Annotated in this window: 20 protein-coding genes; 9 read left to right on the top strand and 11 right to left on the bottom strand. The window is 39.4% G+C overall.

Annotated elements, in window-relative coordinates:
* The first annotated feature begins 161 nt into the window (after positions 1-161).
* Positions 162-2,792, top strand: coding sequence for a cyanophycin synthetase (gene cphA, locus LC419_RS12420; protein ID WP_223607660.1), 2,631 nt, complete (start codon positions 162-164; stop codon positions 2,790-2,792).
* A 176-nt stretch (positions 2,793-2,968) separates the two neighbouring features.
* On the opposite strand, the gene LC419_RS12425 is transcribed toward cphA, so the two are convergent.
* The 9 genes from LC419_RS12425 to LC419_RS12465 all read right to left on the bottom strand — a co-directional run bounded on the left by LC419_RS12425 (position 2,969) and on the right by LC419_RS12465 (position 12,623).
* Entirely contained in the window at positions 2,969-3,463 is a 495-nt protein-coding gene (locus LC419_RS12425; RefSeq protein WP_223607661.1) for a MepB family protein, read from the bottom strand.
* A gap of 136 nt (positions 3,464-3,599) precedes the next feature.
* Complete coding sequence (locus LC419_RS12430) at positions 3,600-4,781, bottom strand: hypothetical protein (protein WP_223607662.1); 1,182 nt, start codon at positions 4,779-4,781, stop codon at positions 3,600-3,602.
* 179 nt (positions 4,782-4,960) lie between these two features.
* The gene (locus LC419_RS12435; protein WP_223607663.1) at positions 4,961-5,794 is read right to left on the bottom strand and encodes a type 1 glutamine amidotransferase; all 834 of its coding nucleotides are present in this window, start codon (positions 5,792-5,794) and stop codon (positions 4,961-4,963) included.
* A gap of 35 nt (positions 5,795-5,829) precedes the next feature.
* On the bottom strand, positions 5,830-6,948 hold the full coding sequence (locus LC419_RS12440) for a carboxylate-amine ligase (protein WP_223607664.1): 1,119 nt from the start codon (positions 6,946-6,948) through the stop codon (positions 5,830-5,832).
* A gap of 30 nt (positions 6,949-6,978) precedes the next feature.
* Complete coding sequence (locus LC419_RS12445) at positions 6,979-7,932, bottom strand: RimK family alpha-L-glutamate ligase (RefSeq protein WP_223607665.1); 954 nt, start codon at positions 7,930-7,932, stop codon at positions 6,979-6,981.
* A 59-nt stretch (positions 7,933-7,991) separates the two neighbouring features.
* Positions 7,992-8,705 (bottom strand): alpha/beta hydrolase-fold protein, encoded by a 714-nt coding sequence (locus LC419_RS12450; protein WP_223607666.1) that lies wholly within the window; start codon positions 8,703-8,705, stop codon positions 7,992-7,994.
* A gap of 24 nt (positions 8,706-8,729) precedes the next feature.
* Positions 8,730-9,941, bottom strand: a complete 1,212-nt coding sequence (locus LC419_RS12455) for an acetyl-CoA carboxylase biotin carboxylase subunit family protein (RefSeq protein ID WP_223607667.1) — start codon at positions 9,939-9,941, stop codon at positions 8,730-8,732.
* A 140-nt stretch (positions 9,942-10,081) separates the two neighbouring features.
* Positions 10,082-11,497: a M17 family metallopeptidase gene (locus tag LC419_RS12460; protein ID WP_223607668.1), complete on the bottom strand. Its 1,416-nt coding sequence runs from the start codon at positions 11,495-11,497 to the stop codon at positions 10,082-10,084.
* Positions 11,498-11,501: 4 nt separating this feature from the next.
* Complete coding sequence (locus LC419_RS12465) at positions 11,502-12,623, bottom strand: alpha/beta hydrolase-fold protein (protein WP_223607669.1); 1,122 nt, start codon at positions 12,621-12,623, stop codon at positions 11,502-11,504.
* 530 nt (positions 12,624-13,153) lie between these two features.
* On the opposite strand from LC419_RS12465, the gene glgB reads away from it, so the two are divergent.
* The 8 genes from glgB to apaG all read left to right on the top strand — a co-directional run bounded on the left by glgB (position 13,154) and on the right by apaG (position 24,392).
* Positions 13,154-15,100: a 1,4-alpha-glucan branching protein GlgB gene (glgB, locus tag LC419_RS12470; protein ID WP_223607670.1), complete on the top strand. Its 1,947-nt coding sequence runs from the start codon at positions 13,154-13,156 to the stop codon at positions 15,098-15,100.
* Between the two features lie 59 nt (positions 15,101-15,159).
* Positions 15,160-16,566 carry a glycogen synthase gene (locus tag LC419_RS12475; RefSeq protein ID WP_223607671.1) on the top strand — a complete coding sequence of 469 codons (1,407 nt, stop codon included), beginning with the start codon at positions 15,160-15,162 and terminating at the stop codon, positions 16,564-16,566.
* 4 nt (positions 16,567-16,570) lie between these two features.
* Entirely contained in the window at positions 16,571-17,107 is a 537-nt protein-coding gene (locus LC419_RS12480; RefSeq protein WP_223607672.1) for a hypothetical protein, read from the top strand.
* 14 nt (positions 17,108-17,121) lie between these two features.
* Positions 17,122-18,390 carry a glucose-1-phosphate adenylyltransferase gene (locus tag LC419_RS12485; protein WP_223607673.1) on the top strand — a complete coding sequence of 423 codons (1,269 nt, stop codon included), beginning with the start codon at positions 17,122-17,124 and terminating at the stop codon, positions 18,388-18,390.
* 254 nt (positions 18,391-18,644) lie between these two features.
* Positions 18,645-19,685, top strand: coding sequence for an SRPBCC family protein (locus LC419_RS12490; protein ID WP_223607674.1), 1,041 nt, complete (start codon positions 18,645-18,647; stop codon positions 19,683-19,685).
* 124 nt (positions 19,686-19,809) lie between these two features.
* Positions 19,810-22,626 (top strand): 2-oxoglutarate dehydrogenase E1 component, encoded by a 2,817-nt coding sequence (locus LC419_RS12495; RefSeq protein WP_223607675.1) that lies wholly within the window; start codon positions 19,810-19,812, stop codon positions 22,624-22,626.
* A gap of 41 nt (positions 22,627-22,667) precedes the next feature.
* On the top strand, positions 22,668-23,924 hold the full coding sequence (gene odhB / locus LC419_RS12500) for a 2-oxoglutarate dehydrogenase complex dihydrolipoyllysine-residue succinyltransferase (protein WP_223607676.1): 1,257 nt from the start codon (positions 22,668-22,670) through the stop codon (positions 23,922-23,924).
* Positions 23,925-24,017: 93 nt separating this feature from the next.
* Entirely contained in the window at positions 24,018-24,392 is a 375-nt protein-coding gene (apaG, locus tag LC419_RS12505; protein ID WP_223607677.1) for a Co2+/Mg2+ efflux protein ApaG, read from the top strand.
* 2 nt (positions 24,393-24,394) lie between these two features.
* Here apaG and LC419_RS12510 read toward each other — a convergent pair whose 3' ends face one another.
* Together LC419_RS12510 and LC419_RS12515 are read right to left on the bottom strand one after the other, a co-directional pair.
* Positions 24,395-25,114, bottom strand: coding sequence for a T9SS type A sorting domain-containing protein (locus tag LC419_RS12510; protein WP_223607678.1), 720 nt, complete (start codon positions 25,112-25,114; stop codon positions 24,395-24,397).
* Positions 25,115-25,118: 4 nt separating this feature from the next.
* Positions 25,119-25,676: a 3'-5' exonuclease gene (locus LC419_RS12515; RefSeq protein ID WP_223607679.1), complete on the bottom strand. Its 558-nt coding sequence runs from the start codon at positions 25,674-25,676 to the stop codon at positions 25,119-25,121.
* Positions 25,677-25,924 lie beyond the last annotated feature (248 nt).

Genomic DNA, 25,924 nt, shown 5'->3' on the forward strand with positions numbered 1-25,924 from the left:
ATTCCTACCACATTTAAATGATTTTTAATCTTTTAGGATTGTTAATTTATTTTAATTCTTTTTTGAGAAATGTTTAAATGTGGTATAGTTTCGTTTAGGGTTTTACATTATCTTTGATTTTTGAAGGAGTTATTGTTAACTGATAAAAATGCAAATAGATTATGAAAATTGAGAAGATACAGGCACTACGCGGCCCAAATATCTGGAGTATCAGAAGAAAGAAGCTGATACAGATGAGATTGGACCTTGAAGAAATGGAGAATTATCCTACCAACAAGATCGACGGATTCAGGGAAAGAATTCAAAAACTGATCCCATCTCTCATCACACACAGATGCTCAGAAGGAGTGGAGGGCGGATTTTTTCACAGGATAGAAACAGGAACCTGGATGGGACATGTGATTGAACATATCGCCCTGGAAATACAGACGCTTGCGGGTATGGATGTAGGTTTCGGAAGAACCCGTGAAACAAAATCACCAGGAATATATAATGTGGTCTTTAATTATATTGAAGAGAATGCAGGGATCTATGCGGCTGAAGAAGCAGTAAAAATCGCAGAAGCTCTTATTGAAGACAAGGAATATGATATCCATGCTTGTATCCACAGATTAAAAGAGATCAGAGAACGTGTACGTCTGGGCCCTTCTACAGGAAGTATTGTAGAGGAAGCAGTTTCCAGAAGGATTCCGTGGATCAGATTAGGAACAAACTCGCTAGTACAGCTTGGTTACGGTGTGAATCAGCAACGTTTTCAGGCTACGATTACCGGAAAGACAAGTTCTATTGCGGTAGATATTGCATGCAATAAAGAACTGACCAAAAGAATGCTTCATGATGCGGCTATTCCGGTTCCTATCGGTGATTTGGTGGTGGATGAAGAAGGCTTAACCGATGTTATCAGAAAGATTGGTTATCCGATCGTTCTGAAACCACTGGACGGCAATCATGGAAAAGGGTCTTCCATCAATGTTAACGATTGGGAGGCTGCCAAAATAGGGTTGGAACATGCTCAGAAATATTCCAGAAAAGTAATTGTAGAGAAATATGTTACAGGCTATGACTTCAGGGTTTTGGTCATTAACAATAAAATGGTAGCTGCGGCAAGAAGAGTTCCTGCTCACGTGGTGGGTGACGGTGAACTGAATCTTCAGGAGCTGATCGATAAAGAAAATAAAGATCCGAGAAGAGGCTACGGTCATGAAAATGTCCTTACGGAAATAGAAGTGGATAAGGATACTTCAGAGCTTCTTGAAAAACTTCATTATACCCTTGAAACTGTTCCTCACAAGGGAGAAATAGTGTATTTAAAATCAACAGCCAATCTTTCTACAGGTGGAACATCCATAGATGTTACCGATATGGTACACCCGGAAAATATTACGATGGCTGAAAGAGTTTCCAAAATCATTGGCTTGGATGTCTGCGGGATCGATATTATGGCGGAAAACCTTACGCAGCCATTGAAAGAAAGTGGTGCTGCGATCATAGAAGTGAATGCTGCACCAGGATTCAGAATGCACCTGGCACCAAGCGAAGGTCTTCCGAGAAACGTAGCTGCACCGGTTGTTGATATGCTGTATCCTCCGGGAAAACCTTTCACGATTCCAATTATTGCTGTAACAGGGACCAATGGAAAAACAACGACCACGAGACTGATCTCTCATATTGTAAAAAGCAACGGCTACAGAGTAGGTTTCACGACTTCTGACGGTATTTATATTCAGAATACGATGCTTACAAAAGGAGATACTACAGGACCAATTTCTGCTGAATTTGTTTTAAAAGATCCAACTGTTGAATTTGCCGTGCTGGAAACGGCCAGAGGAGGAATTCTTCGTTCAGGGCTGGGATTTTCACAGTGTGATATCGGGGTTTTGACCAATATCGAGGAAGACCATTTAGGAATGAATGATATTCACAACCTGAAAGATCTTACGAAAGTAAAAAGAGTCGTTCTGGATAGCGTGAAGAAAAATGGATGGAGCGTATTGAATGCGGACAACGAATATTCTATGAGGATTATTAATGATCTTGACAGCAAAGTTGCCATTTTCAGTATGGATGAAAATAATCCTCACATTGTAAAATTTGCCAAAGAAGGAAAAATCACCTGTATTTATGAAGAAGGCTTTGTAACGATTAAAAAAGGGGACTGGAAGATCAGAATAGGAAAAGCCAAAGATTTCCCGATTACGATGGAAGGCAAAGCCAAGTTTATGATAGAAAACGTTCTAGCAGCCAGTTTGGCGAGTTATCTTTACGGTTTTGCTATTGAAGATATTTCTAATTCTCTAAGAACTTTTATTCCGAGTGCCCAGCTTACACCGGGAAGACTGAATGTGTTTAAATTCAAAAGTTTCAAGGTACTTATTGATTTTGCTCACAATCCTTCAGGGTATGAAGCAATCGAAGATTATCTTAAAAATGTGGAATCTACAAAGAAAATAGGGATTATTTCCGGAGTGGGTGACAGACGTGACAGTGATATCAGAGAATGTGGGAAAATCGCCGGAAGAATGTTTGATTATATCATTATCCGAAACGAAAAACACCTCAGAGGAAGAACGGAAGAAGAGATCAACGGGCTGATCATCGATGGGATTAATGAAGCCGGAAGAGATGTAAGCTATGAGATTATTCCTAAGGAAATCGAAGCCTTAAAACACGCGATGGGAATGGCTGAAGACGGAACTTTCATCACGGCTTTAAGTGACGTTATTTCAAATGCTATAGATCTTGTACAGGAATATCAGACAAGAGAACTTCTCGAAGACGATAAAAATTCATAAAATAATACATACTCTATACTCAAAACGGCTGAAAATTCAGCCGTTTTTTTCTTTCAAACAAATGAGTATACATATCTGTGGAATCTGTTTAATCTGTGGGAGATTTTTAAACGCAAAGTTCTATGAAGAGTACGAATGTAAATCTGTATGTTAAAAAAAAAACAGATCAACTCCTTTTATTTTAAATCAAATAGTAATTTAGCTTTTTGAAGATACGTTTCTGAGTTCTGCGAAAGATCAAGAAAGAATTCGGTCTGCCATTTTTGAGTTGCTTTTGCGTGCCTGCTTTCTGTAAGATCCCAGCTTGGATATACTCTGATTCCTCTTTTTCCTACCTTTTTTCCATGGGAAACAATTCCTTTATTGATAAGAATTTCTTTTGGGAAAATAAAAATCCCTTTGTCATGATCTTTGGATGCAGAGATCAGATAAAAATCAAATACATCCTCTGAATCAAATGGAGCCGTTTCTCCTTTTCCATTCCGTTTCCAGATGGTTACAAACTGACCTGTTTTCGTGGGTGTTATTTTGGCCGTACGGAATTTAATATTTAAATGGTTCAGTGTAAAACTGCAACCGGAATAATCCTTAGCTTCTCTATCTTCTTCCGCATTTAAAAGTTTCAGTCCAAGGGGTTGAAAAATGGTTTCATCAACATGGTCAAGATTCATTAGTGCTATTTTTATTGTTCGCTCTTTTTCTATTCAGATGTAGAAATTGCTATTGAAAATCTGTCTTACAAAAGTAGTAAATCCTCCTGGATTCAGAAGGATTTGCTGTATTAATCAAGATTTGATTTGTTTCTTATTAATCTCCAAAAAACGCATTGGAACTACCAATCCATATCGCATCTTTCTTATTAAAGTCCACATTCACCATGGCGGCTTTGGTCATTCTTCCCAGATTTTCAAGTAGAACAGGGCGGTCTTCATTTTCGTGCCATATATAAAGAAGCCTTATTTCTGCTTTTGAAAAGTCTCCGTTAATATCTTCAAAAATAGGTTCATAGGTTACTTTTCTCTGTAAAATATAGTTTTCTTTGTCCTCAATAGCTTCTGTAATTTCTTTTGTCGGATTTAAATTCACACCACTTCCGGCAAATGAAAATAAAGGTTTCAGTACAAAATGTTCTAAACTTTCATGCTCCGGAAACTCATGCAGAAAGTAGCTTTTAGGAACAAACTGGTGTTTCAGCATCGGAAGAAGAAATTTAGAGATCTTAAAAAACCAGTTTGGGTGTGTGATCCATTCTACATCAATGTCTTCGCGGAAATCGAATCCGGCTTTTAAATCTGGAATTCTGTCGAGTTCATCAAAAATCACCCGGTTGTAGATTCTTTTAATCTCAGTAAGTTTCCCATCGTTTTCGTAAAATAACTTTCTACCTTCTTTTTTAACTTTGGTAAGGCATACTGTTTTTATTCCAAGTAAATTTTCCGTTAATGCAAAATCTATGGCCGTTTTCTGTTTCTCAGGGAATATTTCTAGCAGAATCACATGTTCAGGATGTTCGTCTCCTACAATGAGTTGTTTTAAATGATTTTTAAATTCCTCATTTGGCATTTTATTTTTGATCTCCGAGAGAAAAGGGTAAACTTCACAAAATGTTTCTTCAAAAGTCTTTTGAAATGCATACAGTGAAGGGAAAGCCTGCAGCTCGATCAGCTGGGGCTCAATCTCCCCGTTTTCGCTCCGGCAGATTCCGAAATCTATCGTAAAAAAGTGGGGCTGTTTAGTATCATTGGGAACCCTGCAGTTATCGGGAACAGCTTTATCAAGGACTTCAGCCGGAAGCGCTTTGATCTGGTCAATAATGCTGTCGCTGGCGTCAAGAAGTTTGTTTTTAAATTCGTTAGGAAGGAAAATAGGGCTTTCCGAAATTCTGAAGGCAGGTGTTATACCACCTTTTTCAGTAAGGATATCTTTAAGCTGATCGTATTTTTCCTGTGAAAACTCCTGATTGAACTGTTTTCTGTATTTTGGGATCATATTTTTTCTTTGTGATTTGATTTTAAAAAATCGAGCATTTCTGCCCGATTTTTAGTTGTATTGTTGTAAATGCAATATTTTACTAATGATGCTTCGCTCCGCTCAGCATGACACCTCTAATACTTACTGTTTTTCAGCATTGTCATGCTGAGCGGAGTCGAAGCATTTATTGTATAAGTTTAAGCTAAAACTTCACTTCCCTTCAAAATGTTTTTTTTTGCAGACTGAAGGAATCTCGGTAAGATCTGGCTTCTGGTAAGGATAATCTTGTCTTCATCATCTATCCGATCCACGGTTTCAAGATATTTCTCCATTCCGAAGTTCTCGATCATGGCCGTTTTATTTTTTTCGTCTTTCAGATTTTCAATCATGCCTTTAGGATCGGCTTCCGGGTGGAACTGGGTCCCGAATATTTCATCGGAGAAACGTACAGCCATCACTGCTCTTTCCAGATTGATATGCGGTCTGGATTTCTCGATAGCCATAATTTTCATGCCCAATTCTCCAAAACGGTTCATATCCGGTTCAATGAACTGATAAGCTCTTGAGTCTACGGCGTAGAAAGGATCCTGAAGATTTTTGAATAAAAATTCCTGCTCGCCGTCCTCTGTTTTGTGAACGGGCATTACTCCGAAAGAATAAGACTTTCTTTTGCAGATATTTCCCAGTTTCCAGTGGATGCTTGCCAGTTGGAATGAATGACAGATCAGGAAGAGATATTTTTTATCTTCATTGTATTGGTTGTGCTCTAATACGGCATCTAAAAAAGCGACATACCGGTCTTCCCATTCCAGACCTTCTCTGTGTGGATTTCCCGGTCCTCCCGAAGAAATAAAAATGTCAAAATCTTCAATGTTGGGCATTTCATTTTTAAACCTTACATCAAATGTTTCGATGATGACGTTTTCTTCAGAGCTCTGCTGGAATGCTTCCGAAATCTCTTTAATATTTCTAAAGCCTTGATTGACATGATTGTTGTTCATATCTATCAATGCGATTCGAATATCTTTCATACTACTTCATATTTTTTACAAAGTTACCGAAAATATTATGAAGCGGTTTCGCCATGGGTTATGCCATACTCTGTTTCTGAGATCATATAGTCTACTACTTTGGTAAGATCGCCGGTCTCATGAAAGACTTTTAGCTGTCTGTCGGCTCCTGTTCCGTTTTCCAGAATCGTCCAGGCGTATTCAACTTCTTTTCTGCAGTCAAGTTCATCTACAACATCATCAATGAATTCCAGAAGTTCCTTCAAAAGATGCGGATAAGGCACGGATTCTTCTTTCCCGAAATCGATCAGATGGGCTTCAATGCCACTTTTAGAGGCTCTCCATTTGTTTTCGTTCAGTAATAATCTTCTGTAACTTCTGAAACTTAAGTTCTGTTGATGGAGTTTATAGATTTTCGCCACTAAACTCTGCATAATGGCAGCCATACAAACGGTTTCTTCTATCCTTAAAGGCATATCGCAGATTCTGAACTCAATGGTAGGGTAGAATGGGTGAACACGCAGATCCCACCATATTTTCTTGGCATTATCTATGGTTCCCGTTTTTACAAGAAGTTCTACATAGCTGTCAAACTCAGCCAGTGAGTTGAAATAGCTGGGAATTCCTGTTCTCGGAAATTTAACAAAGATTTCCTGTCTGTAAGATTTAAAACCTGTATTTCTTCCGATCCAGAAAGGAGAGTTTGTAGAAAGCGCATAGACGTGCGGCAGAAAATAACGCATCACATTCTGAATTCTTACGCCTTCTTCACGGTTAGGAATTCCGATATGAACGTGAAGTCCGAAAATCAGATTTCCTCGAGCCACATCACCCATATCATCTACTATCTTGTTGTAACGTTCACCGTTTGTGATCGTATTATGTTCCCAGTTTGAAAAAGGATGAGTTCCACCTCCGGAAACCCGAAGCCCTTGTTCATGAGCTGTGTTGATCAGATGTCTTCTCAGATTGGTAAGTTCCGTTCTGGCTTCTTTGATATTCTGGCAGATGCCGGTTTCCATTTCAATCATGGATTCGTGCATCTCATGTTTTAAATTTTCACTTAAAACTGCTTTTCCGCCCTCAATTATTTTCGAAACATGAGATATTAAGTCTCTGCTCTCAACATCAATGATCTGATATTCTTCCTCGATTCCTATAGTAAACTGATGCATTTTTTTTCGTGTTTTTTTATTTTTTAACGGTTATTTTACGGAGTCTTTAACAAATGTACCCCAGGAGATATTAGGTTTTCCCGGAACGTATTCTTTTGCTTTTTCAATGGCCAGTTTAGCAGAATGCTCTACAATCCATGCGAAGTTTTCTTCGCCTACTGAGTTCTTATCGGCATCAGGAGCCGGATTACAGAAATCAATTGCATATGGAATTCCGTCTCTGATGGCAAATTCTACCGTATTGAAATCATAGCCCAATGCTTCATTCATGGTAATCGTATAATCATGAATGGTTTTTAACAGCTTTTCCAGTTCTGCTCCTTGGGTCTGATGTGTGGTGGCATATCTCAGATGATGCGGATTGCGCGGCTCATATGGCATAATATGGACGTACTTTTTGCCCAGACAATACACTCTGTAATAATCGTCGAAAACAATTTCTTCCTGTACCATCATCACCAGCTGTTCTGTCTCGCTTAATTTATCCCACAGATCATCCGGATTTTCCACTCTGTAGACGCTTTTCCATCCACCACCGTCGTGAGGTTTCATATAAGCAGGAAATCCTACATAATCGAAAATGTATTCCCAGTCGTGAGGAAACTTCAGATTTCTAAATGAGGTTTCTGAAGTATCCGTAGGCCTTTCATGCGAAGGAAGAAGTACCGTTTTCGGGAGCGGAATTCCCAGTTTTGACATCAATGCATTATTGAAAAATTTTTCATCTGCACTCCACCAGAATGGGTTATTAATTACATAAGTTCCGTTAAGTGCTGCATTTTTTAAATACGCTCTGTAAAAAGGAACATCCTGCGAAATTCTGTCGATAATGACTGCATAGCCGTAATCAGCACCTTGTTCCAGTTTGTCGATATTCACTGGTTCAGCGATGATCTCGCCGCCGCCCAGTTCATTCACCTTGTCAATAAACGCCCAAGGAAATGTATCTTCCATACCGAATAGAATTCCCACTTTTTTTGCCATAATTTCTGTTTTTAAATTGGTGTATGAGTTATTTTTTATCTTCTTAAATGTACTGCTTTTCACGAAAAAAAAGTACTTATAAATGTTGGAAAGACCATTCTCCATAATGGCCAGTCGTGATTAATCCATTTTCTCTCGTCATACCAGAAATCAATGCCTTTCGAGCTTAGGATTTCAGCCATTTCGATGTTTTTGTCCCTGCAGATATCCTGATCTGAAGTACTCAGAACGATGTGCATATGCTGGTACTTCCAGGCTTCATCATTTTTAACAAATTCTCTAGGGCAGTTAAAATAAACCAGTTCATCAGAATATCCATCCATGAAATTCCTGATGCTGAAAGCACCCGAAAGACAGAACAGATGCGAAACCACATCAGGAAACCTGAAGGCGAAATTCGCGGCATGATACCCTCCGAAACTCGCTCCTGCCACCGCAACACGGTGGGTTTTGTGGATTTTCTGGATATAAGGGATGAACTCCTGAATCAGGAACTGTACGTACAGCTCATAATTCTTAATCCTTTTCTGAGGGGAAATCTTCTCGTCATAAAAACTCCAGCCATCGATGGTCTGAACATTATAAAGCTTTACCTTTCCCTGTTCTATAAACCAGTTGATGCTTCCGTTAAGATGGAAATCGTGATTTTGGGTATACTGCCCCTGAGAAGTCGGAAACATAATAATCGGATGTCCGTAATGTCCGGTCACTTCTATTTTAAGGCTTGTTCCTAATATATTGGAGTAATAATCTGTATGTTCTATATGCGGCATTGATCAATTTCTTTTGTTATAATTTTAGCTTGTCAGTTTGCTTTTTGGGGGTAAAATATTCAGCATTTCGGCCTGGATCTTTTCTGCGGCGCTGTCTAATCTTTCCTGAATGATATCCGGGTCGGTGGATTTGTAGACAATTCCGACATGGTGATCAATCGGAAGAAATTTGATGACTTCCTCACTTTCAAAAGCGGTGTAATCAGGCTGTTTGTCTTTGATCAGCGCAACAATCAGTCCTGAGTAGTAGCCCGTAGGTTTTGAAGCCTCATAGCTTTTCCCCCGTAGGAGAGCATCTTCAATTTTAGCCCATTCCCGCCAGATGTTGATATTGCTTGAAGCTTCTACCAGATCCGGAATATGGGCACCCCCAACCCTGGAAGAGGTTTCAAGGAAATACCATTTCCCGTCTGCTTTTCCACGGATAAATTCAGTGTGGGTAGCTCCGTTCAGAAGTCCGAAACTGGAAAGAACTTTAGCATTTACTTCATCAAGAGCTTTAAATTCATCAGAATATCTTCCGAGCGTCTTCGATCGGAATACGCCGCCTTCATGAGAAACCTGCATAGGTGGGGCAAGATATTTTGACGCAGAGGTGAATACAATTTCTTTATTAAAGGTCAGACTGTCTACATGGTATACATCGCCCGGTTTAAAACTTTCGAGTAAAAACAGATGGCGTTCTTCTCCTAATGCATTGAGTTCTGCCCACAGCTCATCTTTGGAAGAGAATTTTTTGATCCCGGATGCAGAGGCTTCTGAACGAGGTTTTAAAACCCATGGCGCAGGAACTTTCTCTACAAAGCGGTTGACTTCGTCGTTATTAAAAACGGCAGTAAACTCCGGAACACTGATTCCCGAATCTTTGGCCTTCTGACGCATCGCCAGTTTATCTCTGAAATACCGGTGGGTAGTCTGTCCCATCCCGGGAATACGGAATGTTTCTCTGATGAGTGCTGCTTTTTCTACGTCGTAATCATCAAGCGCTACTACAGCATCTATTTTCCTGGTCGTCATAAGATGTGAAAACCCGTGAACCAGATGCTCCAGGTTCCAAACGGATGGTCTTAATTCGGCCATATAAAATACCTCATCAATTGCATGCCAGGGCCAGTTTTTTTCTTTAAGACCCTCGGACGTTACCAGAATTATTTTGTTGCCGAGCTTCTTCATTTCATCCATGAAGTCATAGCCCTTGTAATAGCACGAAATACATACTATAATTTTCTCCTCCATATAATGTTTTTTATTTTTTAGTAAATTATCAAAAATAAAAGCAATTTTTTATTGATTAATTAATGTTAAAAACCATAATTAAATGCGTTTTTGAAAATCTATAATCAAGTATACAGAGAAATTTTGAAAAAAACTAATTTTTAATGATAATTTTCAATTAAATCGGCCAGCAATTGCACTCCGTAGCCGGTTGCTGCTTTTTCCTTTGCATATCCCGTACTTCCGAATGCAACACCGGCAATATCCAGATGTGCCCATTTCGGGTGGTTTTCTATAAACTGCTCCAGAAATTTAGCCGCTATAATGCAGTCGCCGATAGGCTTCATAGAGATGTTTTTAAGATCGGCCACATCAGACTGAATGTCATCTTTCCAGATGTCCCACAAAGGAAGATTCCAAACCCTTTGGTTGGTGCTGTCTCCGGTTTTTATCAGAAGATTTTTCAGTTCATCATTATTGGAGAACATTGCTCCGCAGGTATCTCCGAACATTCTTACAGAGCTTCCCGTTAGTGTGGCTAGATCGATCAGGAAATCTGTTTTATAGTTTTTAGCCAGATAAGAAAGACCGTCTGCAAGGATCATTCTGCCTTCAGCATCCGTATTCAAAACTTCGATGGTTTTTCCGTTGTAGGCTGTAATGACATCACTTGGAAGGAAAGCCTTTTCAGAAATGGCATTATCCGTAATAGGAAGCACCGCAATGATATTCACCGGAAGCTTCATCTCCGCAGCATAGATGAGGGTTCCGATAACAGCTGTAGCACCGCCCATATCAGATTTCATATAGTGCATATTGTCCGGATTTTTCAGGGAAACCCCTCCGGTATCAAACAGGACGCATTTTCCTACCAGTCCAAATGTTTTGGCATTTTTAACCGTGGTTTTATATTCGATGATTGTGAAAGTGGCATCATAAGCGCTCCCTTGATTCACAGACAGATAAGCGCCAAGTCCCAATTCTTCACATTTTTTTCTGTTGAAGACGGTGTATTTCAATTCATGTTTCTTGGCTAAATTCTTAAGATACAGACTGAGCATATCAGGCTTCTTAAGATTGGCAGGTTTATTCAGCCATTCCTGACAAGCCGTTTGTCCGTTAGCCAAAGCTTCAGCTTTTGAACCTATAGCATCCAGTTTTTTCTGACTTATATTTTCGAAATGGATCTCAAATTTGGTATTCCAGCAGGCATGTTTTTTATCAAAAGGATAGGTGTACGTTCCGAGGAGCAATCCTTTTACAAATTCTTCAAACTTTTTTTCTTTCAGGAAATCTGCTACCAAAAGAGTAGGAGCAGACTGAAGCTTGTCTTTTTGCGTTTGGGAGAATTTAACGGCTACCTGCTGCACCTCGAAATTCTGTAAGTTAGATTTTCCTAAACCGATCAGATAGGTAACGCTTTCGGCATCAGTATGGATGAAAACCTCATTTTTCTTTCCGGTAAAAAAAGCAGCAACATTTTTATTGTAATTTTTGCTGGATTTTGTCCATTCTTCCTCAGTGAAAAGTTGGAAAATCTGGGTGTAGTTTTTATTTTTTTTGTTGATTAATTTCATAAACTTAATTTTTAATGCTCTGTTGTTGTGGTTTTACTTCTAACGGGTTTTCTGTATTGTCATAGAACAGCCATTCAATGGCTCTCGGGAATTCCTGCGACCAGTAAAATTCGCTGTGGGTTCCTTCCGGATTGATGCTCGTCCTGAATTCAAAATCAAAAAGATTTTTCTTTTCCCATCGTTTTAAATATTCTTCAAAAACATGAATTCTCTTGACCATTTTAGAACCTTCCTGACCGCCGCCGTAGAGATAGATTTTTGTTTTAAACGGAACCCTGAAGGTCATCATCGGAAAATTATTATTAGGTTCTACCCAAAGTGAGGGAGAGAAGATCAGTAGTTTGGAATAAACCTCCGGATAAAGGAATCCACTATAAATGCTGATCAGTGCCCCTAAAGAGCTTCCCCCGATTCCGGTATTGTCACGGTCTTTTTTGGTCCGGTAATGTTCGTCCACAAAAGGTTTTAACGTGTCGGTAATGAAGCGGATGTATTTTTTGCCCTCAGAACCGTTGGCCACATTATCGTTGTCAAAAATATATTCCTTGATGCGCTCTTCGCTGCCGTGTTCTATGGCAATGATAATGACGTCGCCACGACCATATTCTGCAAGAATAGACAGCTTTTTATCGATTTCCCAGTTTCCGTAGCCGCTTCCCTCGTTGAAAAGATTTTGGGCGTCCTGAAGATACAGGACCGGATAACTTTTATCGGCTACATAATAATCGTAGGGCAGCACAGCCCAGACTTTACGGTAACGTTCCAGCTGTGGAATGTAGAATTCCTCGGAAATAACTTCTGCAATCGGGAAAAACTCTTTTTTGAAAGGACCCCAGTTGAGTCTCCACTTTTCAATGATATCAGATGTTTTCCCTTTTGCCTTGTCGGCCTTCCGGTTGGGAGTGATGTTTCCGTATTTATCGAGTTCTACGTTTTCCCATCCTCCTTTTGTGAATTTGTATTCTACGGTATCGGGAAGGATTTCATTGTCGATTTCTATGAAATAATTTTGTGAATCCAGCTGTTTAAGCTGATAACGGGAATCTCTGGGGTTCCAGTTGTTGAAATTTCCGGTGATGTACACCGTTCTGTCATCGCTTTCTTCTGTATAAAGTTCAAACCTCATCCTATGTGTTTAATATAAATTGGAAGCTAAATTTATAAAAAAGATTGTTTTAAAATCATAAAAAAATGAATATAAAAAATAATATATTTGATCAATGTGCCGAAAAGTTTCAAAGTTGCGGGATGTGGGGTGCGGGTTTGAGAGTCGGAGAGTTTAGGAGTGTTGGGTTGTTTGTTGCTAGTTAAAATAGTGTTGCTGGTTGCACTGGTTAGTAGTAAATGGTTTGATACGGTTATTCCTTTCTAATATCTTGATTGACCGCGTCAAGCTGATGTTTCTCGACTCTTACAGCTTAAAACTCACCATTAGTATTATCAAACCTCAATTTCAGGCTTAAACTAAAAGTATCTTGTCTGAAATCTGAAATCTGATGTCTGACATCTTGATTCCTGGTTCTTGGCTCTTGGCTCTACAATAAGTGGTATCTCATTCCAAACTCTGTTAACATAATAATAAATTGACTAATTATTAACCGTTATTGCAGGGAATTTTCGTAGTTTCAGAGAAAAATAAACGAAGACTATATCTTGATGAATTCTGTTAAAACCTATACGCTGTTCACGGACCATGATGTCTACCTTTTCAAAGAAGGAAGACATTATAAGCTGTATGGGAAATTTGGAGCACACTCTGTTGAAAAAGACGGTGTAAAAGGCGTCTATTTTTCGGTCTGGGCTCCCTATGCTGAAAAAGTTTCTGTCATAGGAAATTTCAATAACTGGAATCATAAAGATCATATACTGTTCCCAAGATGGGACGGCTCAGGGATCTGGGAAGGTTTTATTGCCGGACTTACCTGGGGAACTTTATATAAATACGCTATAGAAACAGCGAGAGGCGAAATTCTGGAGAAAAGTGATCCTTATGCTTTAAGCTGGGAGCAGAATCTACAGGCTGCATCGATGGTTTCTACCACCTGGTATGAATGGAGTGATGAAGACTGGATGGAAAAGAGGTGGAAGAATAACAGTCTGGATGCGCCGATATCCGTTTACGAGCTTCATCTGGGCTCCTGGGTAAGACAGGGAGAGGCTCCGGATCAATATTTAAACTACCGTGATATTGCCAAAAAACTGGTTCCTTATGCAAAGGAAATGGGTTTTACACACGTAGAATTCATGCCGGTTATGGAATATCCGTATGATCCGAGCTGGGGATATCAGATCACAGGCTTTTTTGCTGCTACTTCACGTTTCGGTTCTCCGCAAGATCTGATGTTTCTGATTGATGAACTTCATAAAAATGACATCGGGGTTATTCTGGATTGGGTGCCATCCCATTTTCCGGGAGATGCCAATGGATTGCACCGTTTCGACGGTTCTTATCTTTATGAGCACGAAGATCCTAGAAAAGGTTTTCATCCAGACTGGAAATCGTATATTTTCAATTATGGAAGAAATGAGGTTAAATCCTTTCTGATTTCCAACGCCATGTTCTGGCTGGACCGGTATCACGCTGACGGACTTCGTGTAGATGCAGTGACCTCAATGCTTCATCTCGATTATTCAAGGAATGAAGGGGAGTGGGAGCCTAATATAGAAGGCGGAAATGTAAACCTGGAAGCCAAAGCTTTCCTGCAGGAATTCAATACGGCGGCTTATAAAGAATTTGGCGATAGCATCATAACGATAGCTGAAGAAAGTTCAGATTTTCCTTTGCTCACAAAACCCGTTCATGAGGGTGGCGTTGGCTTCGGAATGAAATGGATGATGGGATGGATGCATGATACGCTGGATTATTTTAAAGAAGCTCCGGAAAACAGAAAATACCATCACCATAAAATTACTTTTGCATCCGTGTATATGCATAATGAAAATTATATGATGCCGCTGTCACATGATGAAGTGGTCCACGGAAAAGCAAGTCTTATCTATAAAATGCCGGGCGACGAATGGCAGAAATTTGCCAATCTCCGTGCGCTTTATGTGTATATGTATACCCATCCGGGTGCTAAGCTTCTCTTTATGGGGGATGAGTTTGCACAAACCGGTGAATGGAATTTCACCCGCAGTCTGGACTGGCATTTGCTGGAATACCCTGTCCATAAAGGAATGCAGACACTTGTAAAAGACCTTAATCATCTTTATCGGGATGAAACTGCTTTTTATGAAAATCAATTTAATAAAAATGGTTTTGAATGGGTAGAAGCGGATGATTTGGAGAATTCAGTATATGTGTATCTGAGAAAAGGGAAAAGAAAAGATGATGTTCTGATGGTTGTTTTGAATTTAACGCCACAGGTTTTGGAGTATAAAATCGGGGTGGGAGCAGGAACCCATTGGGAGGTTGTCCTTAATTCTGATGATCACAGATACAGCGGAAGCGGGACAGAAGCTGAAATTCTGAATGAAAAATATGAAGAATGGATGCGACATCCGAAATCTGTTACGGTAAAGCTGCCACCGCTGGCCGGAATTGTTTTAAGACAGAAAAAAGATAAAAAGTATAAATTACACAGAATAAAACATAAGAAATAAAGAATGATGATGTTGGGAATTAAAGAGAAATCTGACACAATACAAATGACATTGAAATTATGGTAATCTATCATTTAAGTACAGAATGTTATCCGGTAGCCAAGGTAGGCGGTCTGGCAGATGTTGTAGGCGCATTGCCGAAGTATCAGAACAAAATAAAAGGAATAGACGCCAAGGTGGTGATGCCGTGGTACAACAAGCCTTTCGTTCATAATCATGAATTTGATGTCGTTTTTGATGGGTTTATCCATCAGGGACCGGATATGCTGCAGGTTCAGGTGATGAAAGAGAAAACGGATGCTTTGGGATTTGAACTGTATATGGTGAAAATTCCGGGGCTTTTAGATAGGGATAATCCTTACGGATATCAGGATGAAAGTTTTCAGTTTATCGCTTTTCAACATGGTGTGCTGCATTGGCTGACGGCGATGAAGATTCGTCCGGATGTCCTGCACTGTCACGATTATCATACAGGATTGGTACCTTTTATGACCCAGCACTGTCCGGAATTTGAATTTTTAAAAGGAGTAAAAACAATAGGAACGATCCATAACGGAGAATACCAGGGAATGATGAGCTGGAATATGGCGAACTATATGCCTTCTTTTGATTCCTATAAATGGGGTCTTATGGATTGGAACGGTTATATGAACCCATTGGCAAGTATGATCAAATGTGCCGATGCTTTTACCACCGTTTCTGAAGGGTATCTGGAAGAACTTTTCATCAGTTTCCGTGGACTGGAAAGTCTGGTGCGGGAAGAGTTCGGAAAGGCGTACGGCATCATCAACGGGATCGATACGGAAGTTTGGGATCCTGAAACAGACCCGATGCTGGATTTTAATTTTAATGTTAAAAATGCGGTCACCCAAAAGAAGAAAAACAAAGAAAAACTCTGCAAAGAATATGGTTTAAAACCTGAACTTCCGCTATTTGCTTTTATTGGAAGATTTGCCACGGAAAAAGGGGCGGATTTTCTTCCGGATGTCGTCTGGAGAAGTATAAAACAGAGTTATGGAGCTTTAAATATAATGATTCTCGGTTCTGGAAACAGCTATATTGAGAATAAGCTCAAGGAATATGCCCATACCTATACCAATTTTGCATTGGATCTGGGTTATAAAGAACATCTTTCGCATAAGATCTATGCTTCGGCGGACTTTTTGCTGATGCCGTCAAGAGTAGAGCCCTGCGGACTGAACCAGATGTATTCCATGAGATATGGCACGGTTCCTGTCGTGAGGTACACCGGAGGTTTGAGGGATACCGTAGAAGATATTTCCACGGGTGGAGCAGGCCTGAATTTCACCTATCCGGGCGTAGATGACATTGTTCATGCCATGAACAGGGCGATGGGAATTTACAATCAGAAAGGGGTGATGAAAGAACTTATTCATGCCAATATGAATTTTGATTTTGCATGGGAGAAATCTGCAGAAAAATATATAGCTTTATACAATAACTGATCGTATGAAGATTGCCGGTTTTCTTTTTGTAATCATGATCCTGTTTTCTTCCTGTAAAAAAGATGAAGGGAGTTCCTATGGAGAATATTACTGGATTTATACCTATGGATATCCAAGGATGGATTTTTTTGAAGCTGCAGAAGGAATTTCAGAAAAATGGAAGATTAAATATCATGCTGTAGGAGGATGTATGGTAAGTCATGAGGAAGAAAGGGGTGTAAATGCTATTAATAAAAGAACCTATGCTGCAATAGAAAGAAAATATGGAAAAGGCTGGCTGGCAGCTTATGATAAAGATATGCAGGATTTTGCCATGAAAAATGTAGATGTTATGGATATTCTGATCACGAATAAATTATTCAGGGATGAGCTTAAAAAGCATTACATAAAGGCGTATAATGTAGATAAAGAAGTATTTGAACTTAATAACGAGGGCGAATTTAAAGTTATTGTTTACAATAATGACCTCAAATATGAAAATAAAGAATGCTTTAGATTAGCAGTAAACACTAAGAATAGAACAGTAAATTTAATTCAATAAAACGCAAGATACTTATGAAACGAAATGTAATCTCCATTGTTTTGGGAGGCGGCAGAGGGACAAGATTATTCCCGTTAACGTATTCAAGATCAAAACCGGCAGTTCCTATTGCAGGAAAATACAGGCTGGTAGATATTCCTATTTCCAACTGTCTGAATTCAGGACTGAATAAAATCCTGGTTTTGACGCAGTTCAATTCAGCTTCCTTAAATTCACATATCAAGAATTCCTATCACTTTGATATTTTCAGCAAAGGCTTTGTAGATATTCTTGCTGCCGAGCAAAATGTGGAAAACGAAAGCTGGTATCAGGGAACAGCAGATGCGGTCCGCCAGTCGATGAAGCACCTGGAAAAATATGATTATGACTATATTTTGATCCTTTCCGGCGACCAGCTCTATCAGATGGATTTCAGGGAAATGCTGGATTTTCACATTGAAAACGGAGGCGATGTAACGATTGCGACTATTCCTGTAGTGGCGAAAGATGCGACTGGATTCGGAATTTTAAAGTCTGATGATGATGGAAATATCACCTCTTTCTATGAAAAGCCGGAGTACGATATTCTGGACAGCTTAAAATCTGAAGTTTCAGAGGAAAACAAGCATAAAGGAAAAGAATATCTGGCTTCCATGGGGATTTATATTTTCACGAGAACGATCCTTAAAAAAATGTTCGAAGATGGAGCCGGTGATGATTTCGGAAAAGATATCATTCCAAACTCAATCGGGAAATATAAAACATTAAGCTATCAGTACGAAGGCTACTGGACGGATATAGGAACCATAGAATCGTTTTACGAAGCGAATCTGGACCTTTGTCAGGATCTTCCGCAGTTTAATCTGTTTTCTTCTTCACCTATTTATACAAGGGCGAGGATGCTTCCGCCGTCAAAAATCAACGGTTCTTACGTAAGCAAAGCCGTTTTCGGAGACGGATGTATCATTATGGCTGATAAAATTGAGAATTCGGTGATCGGAAACAGAACAAGAATAGATAAAGGAAGTACCATCGTAAATTCATATGTGATGGGTGCTGATTTTTACCAGAATACAACAGAGATTGTCCTCAATGACAGAAACGGCCGTCCCAATATGGGAATCGGGAAATACTGTTATATTGAAAAAGCGATCCTTGATAAAAACTGTTACATCGGTGACAACGTTAAGATCATCGGAGGAAAACACCTTCCGGATGGTGACTATGGAACCCACTCCGTTCAGGATGGAATTGTAGTGGTGAAAAAAGGAGCGATTCTTCCTTCGGGAACACATATAGGATGATTAGAAAGGGAGATGGAAGTCGGATGATGGAAGTTTTGAAGCCAAAAGAATTACTATTGGTTTTTAAACTTTTTATTGATTAGATTATGAATGGTCTGTCAAAGAATTTCAGCCAATAAATTCCCGGACACTAACTTCCACCTTCCCACATCTATCTTCCGGCCTTTAAACTTTATGAGGTTAATAAGTGTTAAACATAAAACTAGGGTGATCAACGTATTGGTCACTTTTTTTATTTGTCTTACTTTTGTGCGATGCGTTTTTTTAAAATTACAGCCGTGATTCTTGTTTTGCTGGTAGGAGCTTATGCTGCTTCCATGTATTATTTTGTGGATGAAAACAAGGACTTTAAAATAGAAAAAGAAATCGATTATCCCGTCGATAAAGTCTTTGCCCAGTTTAATAATCTTCAGCATTTTACGCGCTGGAACAACTTTTTTACGAGTTCGCAGTCTATTGACATAGATTATTATACGCCTTATGAAGGACAGGGCGGTGCCATCAGTTATGTCGATCCTAAAAATGATACGGACGGTGAAATGTTCATCCGTTACGAAAATCCGCTAAATAGCCTTCGTTACCAGCTTTTTGAGGACAGAAACGAGAATCCTACGGTCGTTGATGTTCAGTTTAAAGTCATTTCTGCAGAAAAAACGAAGATCACCTGGTATGTTCACACGCCTAAACTTTCCGTGTTGAGGAGAGTGGAAAATTTCTGGACAGAAGACCGGTTTGCTGAAAACATCAACAAAAGCATGGTGAATCTGAAAAATGTACTGGGTAATAAGGTCGAAAAAGACAACCAAATGGCTTCCATCAAATACGACAGTCTGATGGTGGAAAATGAAGAGGATAAGTTGCTTTTAGGTATCAATGTGAGCGCGTCCAACAAGAAAGAATCGCTGTATAAAAATATCGTGATGAATTATAGTAAGATTTACAATTATACCACGATGGATCTCGGCAAAAAAGACGATGAATTCGGCTTTCCGATCCTTATCACCGATGCGGATAACTATAAAGACAAAGAGATTTCTTACTTCTTGGGAATTCCGCTTTCCAAGAAGATCGGAGTTACGGATAATAATTTCAATTTCCGTACAATAAATCCTTCCCAAAACTACGTGATGTACTACAAAGGAAATTACGAAGGCAGAATAAGGGCAGTTCAGCAGCTGATTCAGAAGGCCAAAAAAGACGAGATGCGCTTCGGAGATATCCGACAAACCTTTATTGAACGTCCTATAGAGGGACAGGACGTAAACATGAAGCTCTCATTATCAGTGTTTAAGTAATTTTTTTTCAATTATTTTTTTCTTAATTTTTTTTAACGGTCTCAGGCTGTCTTAACTCGGTTTTTTTTATTAAATTTGAAGATTAATTCTACAAATAAATTTTAATAATAGATAAACTGTAATAATGGACAGATTTTCATTCCTAAACGCAGCTCATTCTCAGTTAATTGAGGATTTATACCAACAATACTTAAAATTCCCGGATTCTTTGGAGCCATCATGGAAAGCCTTTTTTCAAGGTTTCGATTTCGCTTTGGAGAACTATGGAGATGATGATAACATTCAATACATTCAGGCCCCGGCCAATGCAGCTCCGGCAGTGCAGCAGATCTCTCAGGCAGTAGCCGGTGGAGAAGTTCCGGAACACATCAAAAAAGAGTTCAAGGTAGTAAACCTTATTGAGGCTTACAGAACGAGAGGGCACTTGTTTACAAAAACAAACCCGGTTAGAGAAAGAAGACACTATACGCCTACTTTAGACATTGAGAACTTCGGTCTTAGCAAGGAGGATTTAAATACAAAATTCAACTGTGCTGTTGAAACAGGGATGAAAGAACCTGCAACACTACAGGATCTGATCAAGCATTTAGAAAGTATCTACTGCGGTTCTATCGGGGTAGAGTATACGTATATCAACAACGTTGAAGAAAAAGATTTCATTAAGAAATGGCTTCAGGTGAACGAAAATCACCCAAGTCTTTCTGCCAACGAAAAAACTGAGATTTTACTGAAATTAAATCAGGCAGTAGCTTTCGAAAACTACCTTCACACCAAGTTCGTAGGACAGAAGAGATTCTCTCTGGAAGGAGGTGAAACCTTAATTCCTGCTTTGGATCAGCTGATCTCAAGATCTTCTCAGCTGGGAGTAGACGAAGTGGTTCTTGGAATGGCGCACAGAGGTAGACTGAACGTGTTATCAAACATTTTCGGAAAATCTTACAAGCAGATCTTCTCAGAATTTGAAGGAAAAGAATTCGAAGAGGATGTATTCTCAGGTGACGTTAAATACCACTTAGGATCATCTAAAATTGTGAAAACAGCTTCAGGAGAAGAAGTAGCGATCAACCTTACCCCGAACCCATCTCACCTTGAAACCGTAGCTGCTCTTGTAGAAGGGATCTGCCGTGCGAAGATAGATGACAAATACAAAGGAGACGGTTCTAAGATTCTTCCTATCGTAATCCACGGTGACGGTGCTATTGCCGGCCAGGGGATTGCATATGAAGTAGCTCAGATGATGACGCTGGAAGGATACAGAACAGGAGGAACGGTTCATATCGTTGTTAACAACCAGGTTTCGTTTACCACCAACTATGCAGATGCAAGATCTTCAACATACTGTACAGATATTGCAAAAGTAACTGAATCTCCGGTAATGCACGTTAATGCTGATGATGCTGAAGCAGTGGTTCATGCGATGCATTTTGCTGCAGACTTCAGAGCGAAATTCGGTAAAGACGTTTATATCGATTTATTAGGATACAGAAAATACGGTCACAACGAAGGTGATGAGCCTAGATTCACGCAACCTAATCTGTATAAACTGATTTCAAAACACCCGAACCCAAGAGAAATTTATAAAGATAAATTGCTTAAGGACAGTATCACTTCCAACGATGTGATCGCAAAAATGGAATCAGATTTCAAAGTGCTTTTAGATAAAGACTTTGATGCTTCCAAAGAAATCGAAAAAAATGTAATGGATTTGTTCATGGCAGATGACTGGACTAATTTTCCTATCGGAAAAAGAGGGGCAGTTCAGATTCCTGTAGATACAAAATATGACTTAGAGAAGCTTAAAGAACTGGCGATTAAAATGTCATCTCTTCCTGCGGACAAAAAGTTCATCAATAAAATTACAAGACTGTTTGATAACCGTGTTAAAGCTATTGAAGGAAATTCATTAGACTGGGCTCTTGGAGAATGGTTAGCCTATGCTACGCTTCTTGTGGAAGGTCACAATGTAAGAATCTCCGGAGAAGATGTGGAAAGAGGGACATTCTCTCACAGACATGCGGTAGTAAAAACGGAAGATACCGAAGAAGAATATATCCCGTTAAGACACATATCAGAAAGCAGATTTGATGTTTACAACTCTCACCTTTCAGAATATGGAGTTCTAGGTTTCGATTACGGATATGCAATGGTTTCTCCTAATACTTTAACGATCTGGGAAGCTCAGTTCGGAGACTTTGTAAACGGTGCTCAGATCATTGTTGACCAGTATCTGGCTGCTGCAGAAGAGAAGTGGAAGATCCAGGACGGATTGGTGATGCTGTTGCCTCACGGTTCAGAAGGTCAGGGAGCAGAACACTCTTCAGCAAGATTAGAAAGATTCTTAACGCTTTGTGCGAACGAAAATATGGTAGTAGCCAACGTTACTTCACCAGCCAACTATTTCCACTTATTAAGGAGACAGCTTAAATGGACATTCAGAAAGCCGCTGATCGTAATGAGCCCTAAATCACTATTGAGACACCCTAAAGTAGTTTCTCCACTGGAAGATTTTGCAAACGGTTCATTCCAGCCTATATTGGACGATCCTACAGCAGATCCTAAAAAAGTAGAAAAATTAGTATTGTGTTCAGGAAAACTGTACTTCGAATTATTAGCGAAGAAAGAAGAACTTAACTGTGAAAACATTGCACTGGTAAGATTCGAGCAGTTATATCCGCTTCAGACAGATGCTATAGAAGCGATCTTCAGCAAGTATGACAGCAGAACACAGCTGATCTGGGCTCAGGAAGAACCTGAAAACATGGGGGCATGGTCTTATATCCTGAGAAACTTCAGAGATACGGGAATCCAGGTAGTAGCTCCGGTACCAAGCGGTGCTCCGGCTCCGGGAAGTCACAAAATGTTTGAGAAAAGCCAGAATGCAGTGATCAACAGAGTTTTCGACAGAGATGATGCTCCTGTAAAAAGACCCGTTACCGTATAATTAAGAATAATATCCAATTAAAAAAATAAAAAATACTCAATATGTCAGTTTTAGAAATGAAAGTTCCTTCACCGGGAGAATCCATTACAGAAGTTGAAATTGCAACTTGGCTTGTGAAAGATGGTGATTATGTAGAAAAAGATCAGCCCATCGCAGAAGTAGACTCAGATAAAGCAACTCTTGAATTACCTGCAGAACAAAGCGGTGTGATCACGTTAAAAGCAGAAGAGGGTGATGTAGTACAGGTTGGCCAGGTAGTTTGTTTAATTGATGTGGATGCTCCAAAACCTGCAGGCGGAAGCGCACCTGCTGCTGAAGCTCCAAAACAGGAAGAAGCTCCGAAAGCTGCTGAACCTGCTAAACAGGAAGTTCCAAAACCAGCTGCTCCGGTAGCTGCTCCACAAACGTATGCAACGGGAGCTCCATCTCCTGCAGCTAAAAAAATCCTTGACGAAAAAGGTATTGAGGCTGGACAGGTTTCAGGAAGCGGAAGAGACGGAAGAATCACTAAAACAGATGCAGAATTGGCTGCAGTTCCTGCTTTAGGTGGAACGCCTTCTACTGCAACCGGTGCACGTACAACTACAACAACTAAACTTTCAGTTCTAAGAAGAAAAATCGCTTCAAGATTAGTTTCTGTAAAGAATGAAACAGCGATGTTGACTACTTTCAACGAAGTTGATATGTCTGAAATTTTCAGATTAAGAAAATTATACAAAGAAGAATTTGCTCAGAAGCACGGAGTAGGATTAGGCTTTATGTCTTTCTTTACAAAAGCGGTGACAAGAGCATTACAAATGTACCCGGATGTGAATGCATCTATCGACGGTGACTTCAAAATCAACTACGATTTTTGCGATATTTCAATTGCAGTATCAGGTCCTAAAGGATTAATGGTTCCGGTATTGAGGAATGCTGAAAACATGTCTTTCAGTGGAGTTGAAGCGAACATCAAAGATCTTGCGACTAAAGTAAGAGACGGTAAAATTACAGTTGATGAAATGACTGGCGGTACATTCACGATTACAAACGGTGGTACTTTCGGATCTATGATGTCTACACCGATCATCAACCCTCCACAGTCTGCTATCCTTGGAATGCACAATATCATCCAGAGACCGGTAGCGGTAGACGGACAGGTAGTGATCAGACCAATGATGTACGTTGCGATGTCTTATGACCACAGAATTATCGACGGAAAAGAATCTGTAGGATTCCTTGTAGCGGTAAAAGAAGGTATCGACAATCCTGTTGAAATTTTAATGGGAGGCGACGAAAGAAAAGGCCTTGGACTATAAAATTTAATAAAATTTCAAGATAACTTACAATCTCGCCTTAAAAAAGGCGAGATTTTTGTATCCATTATAAAAACTAAGGTGATGTTCTCAAAAATGACTTCCAATATCAAAGTTTCAGTAATACCTGAATATGATAGTAAAAACAGTTATCCTTCCGAAAACCGTTACGTCTTTAAGTACAATATTACAATAGAAAATGACGGAAGCTTTCCCATTAAAGTACTTAAAAGAAAATGGCTCATCTTTGATGTAGGTTTTGGATATACCGAGATTATTGGCGACGGTGTAATCGGATTGACACCGGAAATTCCCACAGGCGAAAATTTCGCTTATTTCTCCAATGTAATGCTTCGGTCCGGCGTAGGGAATATGAGCGGAAAATACCTTGTTAAAAACATGGATACACAGGAAACTTTTGAGATAGAAATCCCAAAGTTTAACCTGTTGTCTGAGGTGTTAAGTAATTAGGATTATTCTCTGATAAACTGATGTCTGCTTATCCCTTTCTGAGATTTGATTTCTAAGAAATAGCTTCCTTTTGGCAAGCCGGAAACATCTATTCTGGAATCTGCAGAATTCTGCTGAACGAGTTTTCCTTCAGCGTTGTAAATTTTTGTCCATTCAATACGCTCAACGCCTTTAATTTCAAGGAAACTGCCCTTAACGGGATTAGGGTAAATCTTTATTGCAGTTTGGGATATCTCCGATTCTTTGATTGCTAAGAAACCATTTTCATAAAATGCCTGGTCTCCCAGATTATTGGTGAGAACCAGATTTTTTGTGTTTCCTGAATAAGTGATTTGATAATCGTGGGAGTCAGAACCAATATTAAAATAATTGACATATTGATTGGTGAAATCTATGTTTTCAGGGTTCGTACAGGTTTGGTTGTTACCTACACCATAAGTCCAGAAAACAAAATGATTGGGTTGTATACCTTGCAAAAATATATTACCCCAGATCGATTTTCCGCATACAGGACTATTCATATTGGTATAGGTACCTGATGATCCCGGTGTAGGAGTGAAAGTCATCGTAGGCGTGCCTATTTCGCTATTTTGTGGAAGCAGATAGGTAGTGTTGTTCTTGATCACTTTCTTTAAATTCCATGTTGTACTCAGAAGTTCGGTACTTTGGGCCTGGATTAAAGTGCTGATGATGATTGTAGCAGGAAGTAAAATTTTTTTCATGGGGTTATAGTTTTTTGATGTATTTATTTAAAAAAGATTCATGGATTTCGTCGTTTTCAGTAATAATTAATTTTTCAAAAGCGAGCAGTGCAATCTTTGCACAGGCCTCTGCATCATCTCCCGCCCGGTGATGGTTCAGGCTGATCTGGTGATGTTCTGCCAGATGTTTCAGGCCATATCTTGGAAGATAATTCCAGGATTTTTTAGCCAGCTGAATGCTGCAAAGATAATTCAGCTTTGGAGTAAACATTCCGTAATGCTGGAAACAGCCTCTTAATACCCCCGCATCAAAGCTTGCATTGTGGGCAATCATCAGGGATCCGTACATCATTTCTTCAGCTTCGTACCAGATCTCATCGAAGGTAGGGGCATCCTTTACATCTTCAGGAGTAATTCCGTGGACATCAATATTAAATCTGCTGAAATAGGGGAAACTTGGCGGTTTAATTAGCCAGGTCTTTGTTTCCACGATTTGGGAATTCTGAACAACACAAATACCCATTTCACAAGCTGAATTTTTCTCGTGAGTTGCCGTTTCAAAATCTATTGCGCAGAAATCCATCTTTTTGAGTTATAAATTATAAGTGATGAGTGAATTGGTGTTTTTTTGCTAGTTGCTAGTTGCTAGTTGCTAGTTGCTAGTTGCTAGTTGCTAGTTGCTAGTTGCTAGTTGCTAGTTGCTAGTTGGTTAGTTGCTGGTTTTATTTAATGTTCAACTTCAAGGTTTAAAGTTTTTTGAAGTTAAGAATTTTTCACGTAAAATACTATAGTCCTTTAACCGTCAGATACTTGTACTTTATTTCCCTAATC

Source organism: Chryseobacterium sp. OSA05B (assembly GCF_019970065.1).
Classification (GTDB): domain Bacteria; phylum Bacteroidota; class Bacteroidia; order Flavobacteriales; family Weeksellaceae; genus Chryseobacterium.